We start from the raw sequence: 16,679 nt of genomic DNA on the forward strand, positions 1-16,679 counted from the left end.
GTCCCGGCTTACCGGGCGCGCGCGGTGACGAGGATTCCCGTGAGAACGACGATACCACCGAAAACGGTCGCCGTTCCCGGCACCTCCGCGAGCAGGAACAGTGCGAGGAGGGACGCACCGACGGGCTCGCCGAGCAGCGAGACGCTCACCACGCTCGAATCGACGTGAGCCAGCGCCCAGTTCACCACCGTGTGGCCGAACACGCCGGGCCCGACCGCCATCGCGAGGAAGAGCATCCACTCGCGGGGCGGATACCCGAGTAGGGGGTCGCCGCCCGCCAACGCGATCGTGAGCAGGGTGAGCGTACAGCTCCCGTAGACGACGCTGACGTAGGGCAACAGGGCGATCCGCTGGCGCAGCGACCGGCCCGCGAGCACGTAGCCGGCGGCCATGACGCCGCCGATCAGCGCGAGGGCGTTCCCATAGAGGGCGGTACCCGCGAAGACCGAGTCGGCCAGCAGATCACCGACGGACATCACGGCCGCACCCGCGAGCGCGAGGGCGATCCCGCCCACAGTCCGAACGGTGATCCGCTCGTCGAGCAGCAGGTACGCGCCGATCGCGACGAAGACGGGCTGGGTCTGGACCAGAGTGACGGAAGCGGCGACGCTCGTCCAGTTCAGGCTCTCGAACCACGCCGCGAAGTGGACCGCAAGCGCCACGCCCGTGACGATCGCCACGCCCGCGTCGCCGAGCGAAAGCGCCCGAAAATCGCCCCGGTTTCGCAGCAGTGCGACCGGCGCGAGAAGGAGCAGGGTAAACAGAACGCGATAGAAGGCGACGACGACGCTCGGGGCCGCGCTCCAGCGTACGAGGATCGCGCTCGTGCTCAACGCGAGGATCGACACCGCGAGCGCGCCCGCCGGCGAGATCCGAGCCACGGAGGAGGGTTGCCCGGCGGGCGCTTATATCGTCCGTTGTGTGGTCGGTTCGGACTCAGACACCCTGTCCCGAGAGCCAGCGTTCAGACGCGATTCGAACCCCATCACCTCATGCATCCGCCACTGGACGAGCGAGACGAAGATTTGCACGACCGGGAGCGCCGCCAGGAGCCACACACGGTCGGCGGACCGTACAGTGCGATCCAAAGACGGTGACGCCAGCCATACTCTGGAGCATCGAGACGGCAGCGTAGTCGTCCACAACCCACCTGCGCGGGAGGTTCCTCCTCACTGTAGAGGCCGTTGAGAAACGCCCCGACGCCGCCGACGGCCAGTACGAGCGCGATGAACACGGTAGCGACCTCAATCATGTACCTGATGTTTTTTATTTACTACATTTATAATATATCATCTACGGTAATCGCCACGGTAGTGGACGGAACCGATTAGATCCGCCCGCGCGACTCTCAGACCGTGAACGACCTCGAACCCCGCGTCCGCGATCATCTACTCACAACTCACTTCGAAACGTTCGAGCGAACCATCGACTGTGCCGACGCCGTCGCGGAGTCGCTTGACGGGCCGGCAACCCGCCGCGAGGAGATCGTCATCCCCTTGCGGGCGGCGCTGGATCGCGCCGGTATCCTCGAAACCTATCCTACCCTGCTCACGAGTGCCGTCGATGCCCTCGGGGAGTCGCTTCCCGCGGCGCCGGTCGCCGCCCCGCCGTACGTGACGATCACCGGCACCGGGCCGGTACTGCGCGCGTCGGTTTCGACGGGTAGGCTCGTGATCCGGCTGGCCGTCTTCGCCGTCGAACGCGATCCGAAACGCTACGTGCGGACCGGCGACGTTCCTGAAGGAATCCTCGTCGTCGAACGGCGCTAACCCTCTAGGAGCTCCTTCGTCTTCCGGTGGCGATACCGGAACATGGGTTCGAAGCCGACGACCGCGAGCGGGGAGGTAGCTCGCACCGGATCGGGCAGCTCGTAGTGGACCGTGTCCCGTATCCTCGTCCCCTCACCCTCGCGGCGGAACTGGTGGACGTGGACCCAGCGGGCGAAGGGCCCACCGCGCATCTCGTCCTTGAACAGACCGCGCTCGTCGCTGCTGGTTCGCTCGGTGATCACCGAGGTCCACGAGTCGCCGGGGAGGCCGAGGGGACTCAATCGCATATCGATCTCCGATCCCGCTTCGAGAACTGCGGGATCGCGCTCGCCGTCCGGGCCCCTGACTTCCTGAACCGAAAGTCCCATCCAGCCGGGTGTGAGGGCTTCGAGACTGTCGATTCGCGAGTGAAACTTCCAGACGTCTTCCAGCGGCGCGTCGACGTACGTCTCGCGCTCGTAGGTCGCCATGGTGGGGATACGAACCGACCCCGTAAAACTATGCGAGCTACTTGAGTCGCTCTTGGAGGAAGGAGGGGTGGGCGGCGGTCACGCCCTCGACCGAGAGGATTTCATTGCGTATGATATCGCCGACCTCGTTGCCGTCGGTCGCACGGATCTCGGCCATCAGCATATGGTCGCCCGACGAGGAGTACAGCGCCTCGACCTCCTCGATCTCGCCGAGCGTGCGTGTCGCCTCGACGTAGCGCTCGCTCTCGACGTCGATCCCCACGAGCGCGATCGAACGCCCCGAGAGCTTCTTCGGATCCACGTCCGCGGAGTAACCCACGATCACGCCGTCGGTCTCTAGCTGGTCGATGTACTTCCGTACCGTCGGTTTCGAGACCCCCGCGCGGCGTGCGATCTCCGCGTACGACGCTTGCGCGTCCTCCTCGAGGACGGCGAGGATCCTGTCCGATGTCGAATTGGTCGCCACATCCCTTCTTTTGCGTCGGAGAAAAAATACCTTGCGAACCGGAAAGCGGTTTGTCTGACGGGCGAACGACAGTCCCACGAACTGAAACCGGCGGATCGGTGCGTTACTTGTGCCGGTCGAGCAGGTCGTAGCTGCGCTCCCACTCGTAGTCGTCGTCGAAGTACCGCTCCGCGAGCGGCTCCTCGGGCATCTCGCCGAGCGACTGCTTTTCCTCCTGGTAGGACGGGCGGTCCTCATCGACGTAGAACCGACCCGTGAGGACGGTCCCGTCCTTGAGGACGTTCTCGGCCTCGTACATCATGTCCTGGGCCTCACCGCGGTCGTTGATGTCGAAGTCGTAGTCGTCGGACTCCTGGACGTCGACGTACGGGACGTACTGTTTCGCGTCCTTGTTCCAGGTCGGACACTGGGTCAGGAAGTCGACGTGGGCGAACCCGTCGTGCTCCATGGCCTCCTTGAGGATCTCCTTGGCCTGATTGGGGTTGACCGCCGCGGTCCGGGCGATGTAGCTCGCACCGGAGGTCAGCGACAGCGAGAGGGGTCGGATGGGGTCCTTCGCCGAGCCGGAGGGCTGGGTTTTCGACTTGTGGCCTTTCGGGCTGGTCGGCGAGGTCTGGCCCTTCGTCAGGCCGAAGATCTCGTTGTTGAACACGATATACGTCATATCGTGGTTCTCCCGGGCGGTGTGCATGAAGTGGTTCCCGCCGATCCCGTAGCCGTCACCGTCGCCGCCGGCGGCGATCACTTCGAGACCGGGGTTCGCGAGCTTCGCGGCCCGGGCGACGGGCAGCGACCGGCCGTGAATGGTGTGAAAGCCGTAGGCGTCGAGGTAGCTGTTGAGCTTGCCTGAACAGCCGATCCCCGTCACGAGCAGCGTCTCCTCTGGGGTGCGGCCCACTTCGGGTAGGGCCTGTTTCAGCGATTTGAGCACGCCGAAGTCGCCACAGCCCGGACACCACGTCGGCTGGGGCTCGATGCCCGGCGTGAACTCCTCGCGGTCGATCTCTCGCTCCTCTCCGATTGCGTTGAATGCACTCATTGTATCAGTCGCTTACTGCCGGTTCGAGTCTGGTGTTCGCGGTCGGTGCTTCCTCGTTGCCGGCGATCTGGATCTCGAACCCTTCGACGACCTCCGCGGGTTCGAACGGGTTGCCGTCGTACTTCAGCAGGCTCGTCAGCTTCTCGCCGAACTGACCGAGTTCGCGTTGGGTGAGCCCACGGAACTGCGCGGTGGCGTTCATCTCGACGACGAGCGCCTCGTCGACGCTCTCTAAGAACTCCGTGACCTCCTTCTCTGCGAACGGCATCAGGTCGCTGACGCCGATGGCCTTCACCGACTGGCCGTCGTCGTTGAGCCGCTCGACGGCCTCGCGGACTGCACCCTGGCTCGACCCCCAGGTGACGATGCCGTAGTCGGCTTCGTCGGGCCCGAAGTACGTCTGGCTCGAGGTCTCGGGGTCGCTGTCGAGGTCCTCCCGGATGGATTCGAGCTTCTTCATCCGCAGGTCCATCTGGGTGATCCGGTTGTCGGGGTCCTCCTCGATGTGGCCCGACTCGTTGTGCTCGTTGCCGGTCACGAGGAATCGTCCGCCCTTCTGACCGGGCAGCGAGCGCGGCCGGACGCCGTCGTCCTCAGGGTCGTCGTGGCTGAAGCGCTGGAAGATGCCCGACGGGTCGTGCGGGGCATCCTCGAGTTGTTCTTCGGTGAGCGTCGGGCCCAGCGACGGGTTCGGATCGCGGTCGAATGCGCTCTCGGGGACGTTCTGGTTCTCGCCCGAGAGCTTCTGGTCGATCACGACGATCGCGGGGATCTGGTAGTCGTAGGCCATCTCGAAGGCCGTCCGGGTCTGCTCGTAGGCTTCTTGAGGTGTTCCGGGCGCGAAGACGACCCGACAGGAGTCGCCCTGGCTCGTATAGAGGATGTGTTCGAGGTCGCCCTGTTCGGGTTTGGTGGGCAGGCCCGTCGAGGGGCCCGCGCGCATCGCCTCGACCAGCACGATCGGCGTCTCGCTCATCTCCGCGAGGCCGAGCGGCTCGCTCATCAGGGCGAACCCGCCACCGGAGGAGCCGCTCATCGCCTTGACGCCGGCGTGGCTCGCGCCCAGTGCGAGCGCGGCGGCGGCGATCTCGTCCTCGACCTGCTCGGAGATCCCCCCGAACTTCGGGAGGTGCTGGGACATGATCGTGAAGACGTCGGTCCAGGGGGTCATCGGGTAGCCCGCGATGAACCGACATCCCTCGTCGAGCGCGCCGTAGGCGACGCCGTTCGAGCCCGAAATGAGCACCTGCTCCTCGTCGTGCTCGCCCGTCGGGATCCGGAGGTCGTGCTCGAACTCGTAGTCCTCGACCATCATGTCGTAGGCCTCGTGCAGGATCGTGAGGTTGGGTTCGAGGATCTTCTCGGGCATCGCGTTCTCCATCAGGTTCTCGATCTCGTCGAGATCCATCTCGAGCAGTGCCGCGGTGGCACCGACGCCCGCCGTGTTTCGCATGACTTCCCGACCGTGTTCGCGGGCCATGCTTCGGAGATCGAGGTCGAAGATGTGCCAGTCGTTCTCCTCGGCACGCTCCTCGAAGTCGGGGATCTCGCTCGCATCGAGCAGTCCCGAGTCGTAGATGATGATCCCTCCCTCGCGCAGATCGTCGAGGTTCTCGGAGAGCGGCTTGACCTCCTCGTTGCCGTAGTAGGCGTTCTCCTTCGGGTTGCGCGCAAAGGAGTCACCCAGTGCGAGCAGGAAGTTATAGCCGTCCCCGCGCGAGTCGACGACCTCGTCGCTCGCCCGGATCTCGACGTACGTGTGGCCGCCGCGGATCCGTGAGGGGTAGTGTCGATGTGTGAATACGTTGAGCCCCGATCGCATCAAGGCCTTCGCGAAGTTCTGGCTCGTCGAGTCGATCCCGTCGCCGGAACCCCCCGCGATTCGCCAGATGAGTTCGTTGTCTGCCATGTGTGAAATCCCGGCCCGCGTGGGCCATTATAGAATAGTTCGCCGGGGACTTAGTAAAGCCTTTGCCATCCATTAGCAAGGAACGATTGTGAAGGATTCGAGGCCGCTATCGACCGTTTAGCGGCCCGGACGGAACCGCGATTCCCCGCCGCTGCCATCGGCGTCGACCGGAACGTACGTCGAGGTGAGATGTGAGACGATGTAGTCGATCGTCGAGGGATCGTAGGTCCAAAAACCGTAGAACTCGCCGGGATCTCGCTCTTCGGCTAGCAGCGCGCATTTCATCTCGTCGATGTCGGCCCCATCGAAGGCGACGAACCAGGAGGTGGCGATCTCCTCGGCGCCCTCCGCGTGGATGAGGAAGTCCGTCTGTGTGGGGATCTCGATGTCGGGAGTCCCGTAGGTGTGGACCGTCAGCGCGTCGCGCGACCCCAGCGCACTGTAGGTCTCCAGTTGCGACTCCAACACTGAAATCCGCTGGAAGCCCGCGTGGAGTTGGCCCTTCCCGACTCGCCAGGCGCGGTCCTCGATCTCGCGAGAGGCCGCAAGCATCTTCCGACGGCTGTAGGAGGTGAACATCGTCTCGTCGAGGTGGTCGAGGATCGGTCGATACGGGTCGTTCTCGAAGTTCGTCCGTTCGGAGGGCTCTTTGAGCAGGTCGTCCAATCCGGTCGCGGAAACGAACGTTCCGTCGGAATCGAGAGTGACGAACCGGTCAGGCCCACTGTCGGCCGCACCGGCCTCGACCGTGAGGTTCCGGTCGGCGAAGCGCTCACGGAGGTCCTCAACCGCCCCGTCGGCGTTGTAGACGGTCAGAGTCATCTCGTGGGCCTCGACCCCGGAGATGAGTTCGGAAAGTGACATCCCGTTACCCGTGAAAACGGCGGTACGGTCTTAGCAGTTACCCTTGAGGATGCCACGCATATGAGCGCGGAGATCATCCGAAGATCCGAACGGGCCGGCTACTCGTTGTCAGGACTCCGCGGATGGTAGTCGGTGTCGTACTCGCCCGGCCGGTCGTCCATGCGGTCCGGGTTGATCCGCCCGGAAAGCAACATGAAGTCCACGACCGTGAGCGCGCACATCGCCTCGACGACCGGCACGCCCCGCGGGGGTAAGACGGGATCGTGGCGGCCGATCACCTGCACCCGCTTTTCCTCGCCGGTCTCCCAGTCGACCGTGGTCTGTTCTTTGGGGATCGAGGTCGGTGCGTGAAGCGTCACCTCGCCGGTGATCGGCTCACCAGTAGAAATACCGCCCTGGATCCCGCCGTGGTCGTTGCCCACGGGGACAGGATCCTCGTCCTCGTTGAATTCCCAGTCCTCGTTTCGCTCCGAACCCGAATACTCGCTTGCCTCCCGCCCGAGGCCGAACTCGAAGGCGGTCGTCGCGGGGACGCTCATCATCGCCTGACCCAACCGGGCGGGCAACGAATCGAACCGGGGTGCGCCGAGCCCTCGCGGAACCCCCTGAATCTCGAACTCGATCGAGCCACCGATGGAGTCGCCCGCCTGCTGGTACTCCTCGATCAACTCCTGCATCTCTCGAGCGATCTCCGGATCGCCACACCGAATGTCGTTCTCCTCGCTGTGCTCGACCATCTCCTCGAAGTTCACGCCCTCGGCCTCGACGTCCCCGATCCGATTGACGTGCGCTTTGATCTCGACGCCCCGCGAGGAGAGGACCTTCTTCGCGATCGCGCCCGCCGCGACCCAGTTGACCGTCTCCCGGGCGGAGGAGCGCCCGCCGCCGCCCCAGTTGCGCGTGCCGAACTTCGCCGAGTAGGTGAAGTCGCCGTGGGAGGGTCGGGGTGCGGTGATGAAGGGCTCGTACTTACCGGATTGAGCGTCCTTGTTCTGGATGACCATTCCGATCGGAGTTCCAGTGGTATAGCCGTCCTGAACACCGGATTTGATCGAGACGGCGTCGGGTTCGCCTCGGCTGGTGGTGATCATCGACTGGCCCGGTTTGCGCCGGTCGAGGTCGCCCTGGATGTCCCCCTCGTCGAGTTCGAGGCCGGCGGGACATCCCGATACCGTACAACCCATCGCCTCGCCGTGGCTCTCGCCGAAGGTCGTCACCTGGAACAGCCTGCCGAACGAGTTTCCGTTCATTGTCGCTGAATGGTGGCTCCGAGGTCATAAAGCACGTCGAAGAACTCCGGGAACGAGACGTCGACGTGTTCGGCTCCTCTAACTACGGTTTCTCCCTCCGCGACCAGCCCCGCGAGCGCCAGCGCCATGATGACGCGATGATCGTCGTAGCCCTCGACGGTCGCCCCCGACAGCTCCGAATCGCCACCATGAACCACGAGTTCGTCCTCGTGTTCGGTGACGCTCGCGCCGAGCTTCTCTAGTTCATTGGCCATCGCGCTCACCCGGTCGGTCTCCTTGTACCGGACGTGTTCGCAGTTCGTGATCCGCGTCTCGCCCGCTGCGGCGGCTCCAAGCGTCGCGATGGTGGGCAGGAGATCCGGCGTGTCCCCGACGTCGACCGTCACGCCCGAGAGATCGCTTTTCGAGACTTCGATCTCGCCCATCTCGCGATCCCATTCGACCGCACCGCCCATGCGCTCGACGATCCCGACGATCGCCGTATCGCCCTGCGCGCTCGGCTCGGCACCGCGGACCGTCAGCCCCCTCTCGGCGGCGAGCACGCCCGCCGCCAATAAATATGAAATCGAGGAGAAGTCGCCGGGGACGCGGTATCCCTCACCCGCGGGCTCGTAGGACTGGTCTCCGGGAACCCGAAAGCCCGACGCGCCCGCCGACCGCACGTCGCCGCCGTCGGCGTCTATCGGCTCCGCCTCGATCCCGAAATCACTCAGAAGTTCGAGCGTGATGTCGACGTAGGGTGCGGATTTGAGGTCAGTTTCCAGTTCGATCTCGATCCCCTCGTCGGTGACCGCGCCGGCCATCAGCAGGGCGGTGATGTACTGGGACGAAACGTCGCCGGGGATCGAGACGCGTCCTCCGGAGATCGGCCCCTCGATCACCAGGGGCGCGTGCCCGTCTCCACGGGTGCTCTCGGCGCGCGCGCCCAACTGCGAGAGCGCGTCCAGAAGCGGCCCCTGCGGGCGCGAGCGAAGCGAGCTATCGCCCGTGAGGACGGTGATCCCGTCGGCGAGCGCGGCGGTTCCTGTGACGAGTCGCATGGTCGTGCCGCTGTTACCACAGTCGATGACGTCGTCGGGGACTTCGGGTCGGCCCGCGAAGCCCTCGACCACGAACCCGTCGTCGGTTTCGCTCACGTCGCCGCCGAAGGCCTCGACGGCACGGGCGGTCGCGCGCGGGTCGGCGCTCGTCAGCGGTCCGGACACCGTCGCACCCGAGGCGTAGCCTGCCGCGAGGATCGCCCGGTGGGTGTAGCTCTTCGAGGGCGGGGCCCGCGCGCTCCCGCGAAGCGAGGAGCGCGTGATGGTCACGTCCATGCGCGAGCGTACATCCCCCGAACTATCACGGTGTCGATGGCGACAGCCCAAAGGCGCTCGGCGCGTAGCCCACAGTATGTCCTCGGACCCGCGAACCATCCGTTCGATCGCCGTCACCGCCGAGGACGCCGTCTCGGCCTACGAAGCGAGCGAGCGAAGCGCCGCCGACCCCGTCCTTCGGGTCACGCCGCCCTTCGCCGGCCGGATGCGCGCCCGACTCCACGTCGGCGAGCCCGACGACTCGGGGGCGATCCACATTCCGCCGGCGGGTCTCTTCGATTCCGATCGTCTGCCCGCGTACCCCGAACCCGCCGAGACCGAAGCCGAGATCCGCGCCGATCCCGACGGGACCTACTCGACCGAACGCCACCACGAGCGCCACGTCGAGCGGGTGAACGAGTGGCGCGCGCGAGCCGCAGAAGCGTTCGTCGACACCGTCGAGATCGAGACCCCCGACGGGCGCCACGCGGTCGCGGTCAAGGTACTCGGCAGCTAACAGGTCTCGGAACCGATAACGGGGGCTGTCACCTACAGGGGTCATGGCAGCCATCGAAGTGGCCGATCTCACGAAGCGCTACGGTACCGTGGTCGGCGTCGATTCGCTCTCCTTCGAGGTCCGCGAGGGCGAGGTCTTCGGGTTCCTCGGGCCGAACGGGGCGGGCAAGACCACGACGATTCGGACGTTACTGGGGCTGCTCTCGCCCACCGAGGGCACCGCACGGGTCCTCGGGGCCGACATCCATGAGGAGGCCGACCTGATCGGGGCCAAACGAAAGGTCGGCTACCTCCCCGCCGATCTGGGGTTCGACGAGAGGATGACCGGCGAGCAGGTACTAGATTTCCACGCCGCGATCAAGGGTGAGGAGCGCCGGGCGGAGCTGCTGGAACTGTTCACGCCGCCCGTGGAGCGCGAGATCCGTGAGTATTCGACGGGCAACGAGCAGATGCTCGGGATCGTCCAGGCGTTCATGCACGACCCGGACTTGGTGATCATGGACGAGCCCACCTCGGGGCTCGACCCGCTCAAACAGGAGGCGTTTCACGCCTTCCTCGAAACCGAACGCGAGCGCGGGACGACCGTGTTCTTCTCCTCGCACGTCCTGAGCGAGGTTCGACAGGTCTGTGACCGGGTCGCGATCCTCCGAGAGGGACGACTCGTCGCGCTCGAAGACGTCGAAACGCTTCTGGATCGGGGCGGCAAGCGCGTCCGCGTCCGGTTCGCCGAACCCGTCAATAATGAATTTCTCACCGACGGGATGCTCGACGCGCAGCTAACCGACGACACCGCGACGTTCACCTACGTCGGCGAGTACAACGATCTCCTGAGACGGCTCGCGGACCACGACGTCCTCGACGTCGATATCGGGGAACCGCCCCTGGAGGACGTGTTCATGCACTACTACGGCGAGGAACCGACCGCGGAGCGCGAGTCCGCCGATGCACCGCCCGAGGAGGCCACTGATGCTTGAGATCGCCCGCTACGAGGTCACGAAGCGCCTGCGCGGGACGGCCGCGCTCGTGGTCGGCGTGGCCGTCTTCGCGCTCGTGCTCGTCGCCTTCTTCCCCTCGCTCGCGGGGGCGGACGTCGACATCGACGCCATGCTCGAGGCGTACCCGCCTGCCGTGCGGGAGGCGTTCGGGATCGCCACCCTCAGCACCGTCGAGGGTTTTCTCGCCGTCGAGGTCTACCAGTTCGTCTGGGTGCTCCTGCTGGGATTGTATTTCGCCTACAGCGCCGCCGGGCTGATCGCAGACGACGTCGAGCGCGACCGGATGGATCTCACTCTCTCGCTGCCGGTCTCCCGGTCGCGCGTCCTCGTCGAGAAGTTCCTGTCGCTTCTGGTCCCGATCCTCGCGCTCAACGCCGTCGTCGGTACGGTGATCTACGCCGCCGTACTCGTCATCGGCGAGTCGATCGATCCCCTCGATCTGGCGATGGTTCATACCCTCTCGATCCCCTACCTGCTGGCCTGCGGGGCGGTCGGACTCGTCCTCTCGGTGCTGGTCTCGCGCGCAGACGTCGCAAAGCGGATCGCCATCGCGCTCGTGTTCGTTCTCTTCCTCGTCGAGTCCGTCTCGGCGAGCGCGGACGGCCTCGAATGGATCGGTTCGGTCAGTCCGACCCACTACTACGACCCGACGGCGGTCCTCGTCGAGGGGAGCTACGACCTGACGGGCGCGGCCGTTCTCCTCGTCGCGACCGTCTTGCTAGCGTTTCTCGCCCGTTTCATGTTTTCCAGGGCCGATATCGGCACGTAGGTCGGACATCGACCGTTTATTGCTCCGCGGTGCCCAGCGGCCGTATGGACCCGGACCTCTCGGATCTCGATTCGTTCCTCACCGAGGCGGACACCGACGGCTACCTGATCGACGCCGACTCCTCGGACTCGGATCAACGATACCTCTCGGGCTTCGACGCCCACGACCCGTTTCTCACCCTGTACGACGGCGAGACACACCTCCTCGTCTCCGGGCTGGAGTACGGCCGCGCGAAAAAGGAGAGTCGTGCCGACTCCGTCTCCCGATACGCCGACTACGACTACCAGTACGGCTCGCCGGAGGAGCGGTATCGAATGCTCGCCGACTTCCTCGCGGATCACGAAGTCTCGTCGCTCTCGGTCCCTACACGCTTCCCGCTCGCGACCGCCGACGGCCTCCGCGAGCGCGACATCGAGGTCGAGGCCGAGACCGACGACGTGATCACCGAGATCCGCGCGGCCAAAACCGACACCGAGGTCGAGCACATCCGTGAGGCCCAGCACGCCAACGAGAAGGCGATGGAGCGCGCCGAAACCCTCCTGCGGGAAGCGACCGTCGAGGAGGGCGTTCTGTATCATGACGGCGAAGCGCTGACCAGCGAGCGCGTCCGTCGAGAGATCGAGATCACCCTACTGCGCGAGGGCTGTGCCCTCGACGAGACGATCGTTTCCTGTGGCGCGGACGCCGCAGATCCCCACGACGGGGGAAGCGGCCTCCTCGAAGCGGGCGAAACCGTCGTAATCGACATCTTTCCCAAGAGCAAAGAAACGAACTACCACGCCGACATGACCCGCACCTTCTCGGTCGGTGACCCCTCCGAACGCGCCCGCGAGTGGTACGACCTCACCGCACGAGCGAAGGAGGCGGCCCTCGACGCGGTCGAACCCGGCGCAACGGGGGAAGACGTCCACGACGCGGTCTGTGACGTCTACGAGGACGCTGGCCTGCCGACCCTTCGAGCGGAGCCCGAGACGGAGACGGGCTTCATCCACTCGACGGGCCACGGGATCGGGCTCGACGTCCACGAACTTCCCCGATTGGCCCCCGGCGGCACGGAACTGGAGGCGGGACACGTCATCACCGTCGAACCCGGCCTTTACGACCCCCAAGTCGGCGGGGTCCGGATCGAGGACCTCGTGGTCGTCACCGAAGATGGATACGAGAACCTGACCGACTATCCCGAAGAGTTCGTACTCTAACCGACAGTCGAACTGGATCGCGACGAAAATAATTTTGTCCATTAGAAAACAATCGAAAATATATATGAGCTACAGGACTGAGATCCACCGTAACGTCCGAAAACGTCGCGTTTTAGTCCCCTTCACAGTCTTGTTCCTGTTGTTCCAGCTCTATCTGATGTCCATGGCCTTCAACACGGAGGGGATCACAGGCATCGCTACCAGCCTGATCGGCCCGTATTTCGGCCTCGTCTTACTCATTGCACTCCTGACGGACACTGTTCGAACCCGGCTGTTCGATCTCGTCGCCACAGCCGGATTCTCCGTCTGTTCGGGACTCGCGTATCTCGTGTCGCCATCCGTCGGAGCTGCTGCCTTAACTGGTTTAACGTTCCTGTGTACGGGTTATTGTGTGATGCGCCTGCAACACAGCCTATCGTAGCCGCTGAGTTCGTCGATCGTCGTACCCATCTTTATGGACTGTCGAATCAAGGGGAAGAACGAGATGGACTGTCCGGAGTGTGGCAGCCGACTGGCGAACGTCCAGGGCTACGAGACCTGTCCCGACTGTGGGTACGTCGACCCACGCGAGCCGACGCCCCCTACGGCGTAGCATCCGCCGTTTTTCGACGGTCGCGAACGACGCGTATGCGAACGCCTTTTTCGACCGGCGCGTAACGTGGAGGCAATGGACGTACTGATCGTCGGCGCGGGGGCGATGGGTCGCTGGTTCGGCGAGGTGGTCGGCGACAAAGGACGGGTCGCGTTCGTCGACCGCGAGGAGGAGGTCGCACGCGAGACCGCCGACGCGGTCGGCGGACGGACGATCTCGGAACGGACGACCGAACGGTTCGGTATCGTCTGTCTCGCGGTACCGATCCCCGCCGTCGAGCGTGCGATCGCGCTGTACGCCCCGCTTGCAGACCGAGCGATCGCGGACGTCAGCGGCGTCATGCGCGCACCGGTCGCCGCGATGGAAACCCACGCGCCCGAACGCGAACACGTCAGCCTCCACCCGCTGTTTTCGCCCGAGAACGCCCCCGGTAACGTCCCGATCGTGGCCGGCGAAGGGCCGGCCGCCGAATGGATCCGTGAGCGCCTCCGCGGAGCCGGCAACGCCCTCGTCGAGACCACGCCCGAGGAACACGACGTGGCGATGGAGACGATCCAGACGAAGGCCCACGCGGCGGTGCTCGCCTACGCGCTCGCGGCCGACGACGTACCGGACGGCTTCGAAACGCCGGTCTCGCGCGAGCTCGACGGGTTGGTCGAGACCGTCACCGACGGCAACTCGCGGGTGTACGCCGACATCCAGTCGACGTTTCCGGGGGCCGAGACGGTCGCGGAGGCCGCCATCGAGATCGCCGAGGCCGACCGCGAGTCCTTCGAGGCGCTGTACCGCGAGGCGGGCGAATGAGCGAGCGGGCGATCCTCGACACCGCGAAATACCTCAGGAACGTCCGCCCGATCGATCCCGAGGAAGTCGTAGAATACGTCGAGGGCGTCACACACCCCGCGGTCGTCAGCCAGACGCTTCGGGACAACGCCCTTTCGCTCGAACTGGTCGAACGCGAGGACGGCACGTTCGTCCCCGCAAGCGACGAGCCGATTTCCACCGATTTCGACGGGGTAAGCACGATTCCCGACCGGTATCACACCCGGTTCGAGGACCTGCTGGTCGAGCATTTCGGCCCGGACTGGGCGGACGGAGAGAGTGGAGCAACGCTCAGGACGGAGATCCGCCGGCTCAAGGAGCGCTACTACCGCCAGGAGGCCGTCGAGTACTCGTACGAGGCGGCGCTCGGTTACGCGATCTACCACCTGTCCGACTACTACGCCGCGGGCCAGTACGTCCTCGACGAACTGGGCTCCCGAGGGCTGCTCCCCGCGAGGCTTCGGGTGCTCGACGTGGGTTCGGGTGTCGGCGGCCCGGCACTCGGCCTCGCCGAGTACGCCGAGGACGCGCTCGTCGAATACCACGCGGTCGAACCGAGTGCGGCCGCAGACGTTCTGGAGGACCTCTTCGAGGAGGCCCCACGGAACTTCCACCCGACGGTGCACCGAAGTACCGCCGAGGCGTTCGAGCCCGAGGGCGAGTACGACCTGCTCCTGTTCGCGAACGTCCTGAGCGAGCTCGCGGAGCCGGCCGCGGTGCTCGAAAACTACCTCTCGCATCTCGCGTCCGACGGCTCGCTGATCGCGATCGAGCCGGCCGATAAGAACACCGCGACCGGACTGCGGGAAGTCGAACACGAGGTGGTCGACGGACGCGAGCAGACGGTGTTCGCGCCGACACTGCGGCTCTGGCCCGACCGGGAGCCGACCGACCACGGCTGGTCGTTCGACCGGAAACCCGATTTCGACGTTCCGGCGCTCCAGCGGCATCTCGACGAGGGACGGCGCGCCGATGGGGAACGCGACGAGCGCGACGCGGCGACCGGCGAGTTCCTCAACACGGACGTCCAGTACGCCTACTCGATCCTCCGGCGGGACGGCCAGCGGCGCCTCGACGCCACTGCCAGCCCCGAGCGCTTCGCTCCCTTCGCCGACAGCGAAGCCCACGTCACCGACCGGGTCGACTGCATCGCGGTCAAGCTCAGTCACTCCCTGTCGGAGGGGAACCCCCTCTTCTTGCTCGGCGACGGCAGCCAATCGGAGAGCCATTACGCCGTCCTCACCCGCGAGACGGCGCTCAACCGTGCGCTGGTCGAGGCCGACTACGGCGACGTCCTGGTCTTCGAGTCGACCCTCGTCCTCTGGAACGACGACGAGGGGGCGTACAACCTCGTGGTCGACGATGAGAGCGTGGTCGATCGGGCCGGATAACTGCGTTTTTCGTCCCCCGGTTCGAGACGGACGTATGGACACGGATCTGGAGGTCCTACTGACCAACGACGACGGGATCGACAGTCCCGGCTTTCGCGCGCTCTACGACGCCCTCTCGGCGGTGGCGAACGTCACCGCCGTCGCGCCCGCAAGCGATCAGAGCGCCGTGGGCCGGGCGATGTCGAGCGAGGTCGGCGTCGAGGAGCACGAACTCGGGTTCGCCATCGCGGGCACGCCCGCCGACTGTATCGTCGCGGGCCTCGAAGCGCTCGGGTCGTATCCGGACCTCGTCGTCTCGGGCTGTAACACCGGTGCGAACCTCGGGGCCTACGTCCTCGGGCGGTCGGGCACCGTCAGCGCCGCCGTTGAGGCCGCCTTCTGCGGGGTGCCGGCGATCGCCGTGTCCCTCTATATCCCCGAGGACGAGTGGCCCCGCGAGACGGGCGTCGAGGAGTACGAGGAGGCCTGCCGCGCCACCCGATACCTCGTCGAGTGCGCGCCCGTAAACGGCGTCTTCGAGCACGCCGAGTACCTGAACGTCAACGCGCCCCTTCCCGGCGACGAGTCCGCACCGATGCGGGTGACCCGCCCATCCACCGTCTACGAGATGGCCGCGACCCAGGACGGCGACTCGATCACGCTGCACGACCTCTCGTGGGAGGCGATGGCCGAGGGGGAGATCGAGGACCCCGAGGGGACCGACCGGCGGGCGGTCGTCGACGGCGCTGTCAGCGTCTCCCCGCTGACCGCGCCCCACACGACCGAGCACCACGAGGCGCTCGACCGGCTCGCGGCGGACTACTAGATCGACAGCGCCGAGAGGACGACCGCGAGGGCGAACAGCGCGAGGAGTATCAGTCCGGCCCGGACGAGCACCGACCGATAGGTTCCGAGGGCCACGGCGGCGTCGGCCGGCCCGTTCGACTGCTCCCGGCGCTCGCGTCGCTCCCCGTTCGGCCGCCGCCGTCGCGTCCGTCGTCGCCGAGGTCGGGATCCGGTTTCGCCTCGCCGGCGTGACCGCGACCGCCGTCCGGATCCCACGGCACGCGACGGGGCCTCGGCCGGCCATTCCTCGCCCAAGTGGTGGCGGGCGTACCGGCGGTGACCGAGCGCGTCGTAGCGCTTCCGTCGAGCGTCGTCGAGCAGCACGTCGCGGGCGGTCGTGATGCGGCGAAACGCCATGGTATCGCCGTCGGGGGCGTCCGGGTGACGACGCTTGGCCCGCTCGCGGTAGGCCCGGCGGATCGTCTCGGGGTCGGCGTCCGGAGCGACGCCGAGGACGTCGTACAACGTCTCCATCCGCCTGTCGGTAGGAAACCCGGCGACAAAGCCG

Annotated in this window: 19 protein-coding genes; 10 read left to right on the forward strand and 9 right to left on the reverse strand. The window is 65.9% G+C overall.

Going from position 1 to position 16,679, the window contains the following annotated elements; all coding sequences use genetic code 11:
- Nucleotides 1-8 precede the first annotated feature (8 nt).
- A complete protein-coding gene (locus EAO80_RS09090) occupies nucleotides 9-881 on the reverse strand; it encodes a DMT family transporter (protein WP_122089600.1) in 873 nt (290 codons plus the stop codon).
- A gap of 474 nt (nucleotides 882-1,355) precedes the next feature.
- Between EAO80_RS09090 and EAO80_RS09095 the strand changes: the two genes are divergently transcribed.
- On the forward strand, nucleotides 1,356-1,769 hold the full coding sequence (locus EAO80_RS09095) for a hypothetical protein (RefSeq protein WP_122089601.1): 414 nt from the start codon (nucleotides 1,356-1,358) through the stop codon (nucleotides 1,767-1,769).
- Here the strand turns inward: EAO80_RS09095 and EAO80_RS09100 are convergent.
- The 7 genes from EAO80_RS09100 to aroA form a co-directional block, all read right to left on the reverse strand.
- Nucleotides 1,766-2,239, reverse strand: a complete 474-nt coding sequence (locus EAO80_RS09100) for an SRPBCC family protein (RefSeq protein WP_122089602.1) — start codon at nucleotides 2,237-2,239, stop codon at nucleotides 1,766-1,768. The two genes, EAO80_RS09095 and EAO80_RS09100, sit on opposite strands and share 4 nt — an antisense overlap.
- A 37-nt stretch (nucleotides 2,240-2,276) precedes the next feature.
- Entirely contained in the window at nucleotides 2,277-2,705 is a 429-nt protein-coding gene (gene lrpA1 / locus EAO80_RS09105; RefSeq protein WP_122089603.1) for an HTH-type transcriptional regulator LrpA1, read from the reverse strand.
- A gap of 103 nt (nucleotides 2,706-2,808) precedes the next feature.
- On the reverse strand, nucleotides 2,809-3,744 hold the full coding sequence (locus EAO80_RS09110; RefSeq protein WP_122089604.1) for a thiamine pyrophosphate-dependent enzyme: 936 nt from the start codon (nucleotides 3,742-3,744) through the stop codon (nucleotides 2,809-2,811).
- A 4-nt stretch (nucleotides 3,745-3,748) separates the two neighbouring features.
- Entirely contained in the window at nucleotides 3,749-5,653 is a 1,905-nt protein-coding gene (locus tag EAO80_RS09115) for a 2-oxoacid:acceptor oxidoreductase subunit alpha (RefSeq protein WP_122089605.1), read from the reverse strand.
- 117 nt (nucleotides 5,654-5,770) lie between these two features.
- Complete coding sequence (locus EAO80_RS09120; protein ID WP_122089606.1) at nucleotides 5,771-6,517, reverse strand: DICT sensory domain-containing protein; 747 nt, start codon at nucleotides 6,515-6,517, stop codon at nucleotides 5,771-5,773.
- A gap of 98 nt (nucleotides 6,518-6,615) precedes the next feature.
- The gene (aroC, locus tag EAO80_RS09125) at nucleotides 6,616-7,767 is read right to left on the reverse strand and encodes a chorismate synthase (RefSeq protein ID WP_122089607.1); all 1,152 of its coding nucleotides are present in this window, start codon (nucleotides 7,765-7,767) and stop codon (nucleotides 6,616-6,618) included.
- Nucleotides 7,764-9,083: a 3-phosphoshikimate 1-carboxyvinyltransferase gene (gene aroA, locus EAO80_RS09130; RefSeq protein ID WP_122089608.1), complete on the reverse strand. Its 1,320-nt coding sequence runs from the start codon at nucleotides 9,081-9,083 to the stop codon at nucleotides 7,764-7,766. The genes aroC and aroA overlap by 4 nt, the downstream gene beginning before the upstream one ends.
- A gap of 76 nt (nucleotides 9,084-9,159) precedes the next feature.
- Here aroA and EAO80_RS09135 point away from each other — a divergent pair, with 76 nt between their 5' ends.
- The 9 genes from EAO80_RS09135 (at nucleotide 9,160) to surE (ending at nucleotide 16,151) form a co-directional block, all read left to right on the forward strand.
- Nucleotides 9,160-9,579 (forward strand): hypothetical protein, encoded by a 420-nt coding sequence (locus tag EAO80_RS09135; RefSeq protein ID WP_122089609.1) that lies wholly within the window; start codon nucleotides 9,160-9,162, stop codon nucleotides 9,577-9,579.
- A 43-nt stretch (nucleotides 9,580-9,622) separates the two neighbouring features.
- Entirely contained in the window at nucleotides 9,623-10,552 is a 930-nt protein-coding gene (locus EAO80_RS09140; RefSeq protein ID WP_122089610.1) for an ABC transporter ATP-binding protein, read from the forward strand.
- On the forward strand, nucleotides 10,545-11,342 hold the full coding sequence (locus EAO80_RS09145) for an ABC transporter permease subunit (RefSeq protein WP_122089611.1): 798 nt from the start codon (nucleotides 10,545-10,547) through the stop codon (nucleotides 11,340-11,342). The genes EAO80_RS09140 and EAO80_RS09145 overlap by 8 nt, the downstream gene beginning before the upstream one ends.
- A gap of 44 nt (nucleotides 11,343-11,386) precedes the next feature.
- Nucleotides 11,387-12,541: a M24 family metallopeptidase gene (locus EAO80_RS09150; protein WP_122089612.1), complete on the forward strand. Its 1,155-nt coding sequence runs from the start codon at nucleotides 11,387-11,389 to the stop codon at nucleotides 12,539-12,541.
- Nucleotides 12,542-12,680: 139 nt separating this feature from the next.
- Complete coding sequence (locus EAO80_RS09155) at nucleotides 12,681-12,962, forward strand: hypothetical protein (RefSeq protein WP_211330670.1); 282 nt, start codon at nucleotides 12,681-12,683, stop codon at nucleotides 12,960-12,962.
- Between the two features lie 33 nt (nucleotides 12,963-12,995).
- The gene (locus EAO80_RS19670; RefSeq protein WP_162993940.1) at nucleotides 12,996-13,133 is read left to right on the forward strand and encodes a hypothetical protein; all 138 of its coding nucleotides are present in this window, start codon (nucleotides 12,996-12,998) and stop codon (nucleotides 13,131-13,133) included.
- 75 nt (nucleotides 13,134-13,208) lie between these two features.
- On the forward strand, nucleotides 13,209-13,937 hold the full coding sequence (locus tag EAO80_RS09160; protein WP_122089614.1) for a prephenate dehydrogenase/arogenate dehydrogenase family protein: 729 nt from the start codon (nucleotides 13,209-13,211) through the stop codon (nucleotides 13,935-13,937).
- Nucleotides 13,934-15,346 carry a small ribosomal subunit Rsm22 family protein gene (locus EAO80_RS09165; protein WP_122089615.1) on the forward strand — a complete coding sequence of 471 codons (1,413 nt, stop codon included), beginning with the start codon at nucleotides 13,934-13,936 and terminating at the stop codon, nucleotides 15,344-15,346. The genes EAO80_RS09160 and EAO80_RS09165 overlap by 4 nt, the downstream gene beginning before the upstream one ends.
- 34 nt (nucleotides 15,347-15,380) lie before the next feature.
- Complete coding sequence (gene surE / locus EAO80_RS09170) at nucleotides 15,381-16,151, forward strand: 5'/3'-nucleotidase SurE (protein ID WP_122089616.1); 771 nt, start codon at nucleotides 15,381-15,383, stop codon at nucleotides 16,149-16,151.
- Here surE and EAO80_RS09175 read toward each other — a convergent pair.
- Entirely contained in the window at nucleotides 16,148-16,645 is a 498-nt protein-coding gene (locus tag EAO80_RS09175) for a J domain-containing protein (RefSeq protein ID WP_122089617.1), read from the reverse strand. The two genes, surE and EAO80_RS09175, sit on opposite strands and share 4 nt — an antisense overlap.
- Between the last annotated feature and the right edge of the window lie 34 nt (nucleotides 16,646-16,679).

Origin of the sequence: Halalkalicoccus subterraneus (assembly GCF_003697815.1) — an archaeon.
GTDB classification, from domain to species: Archaea; Halobacteriota; Halobacteria; order Halobacteriales; family Halalkalicoccaceae; genus Halalkalicoccus; species Halalkalicoccus subterraneus.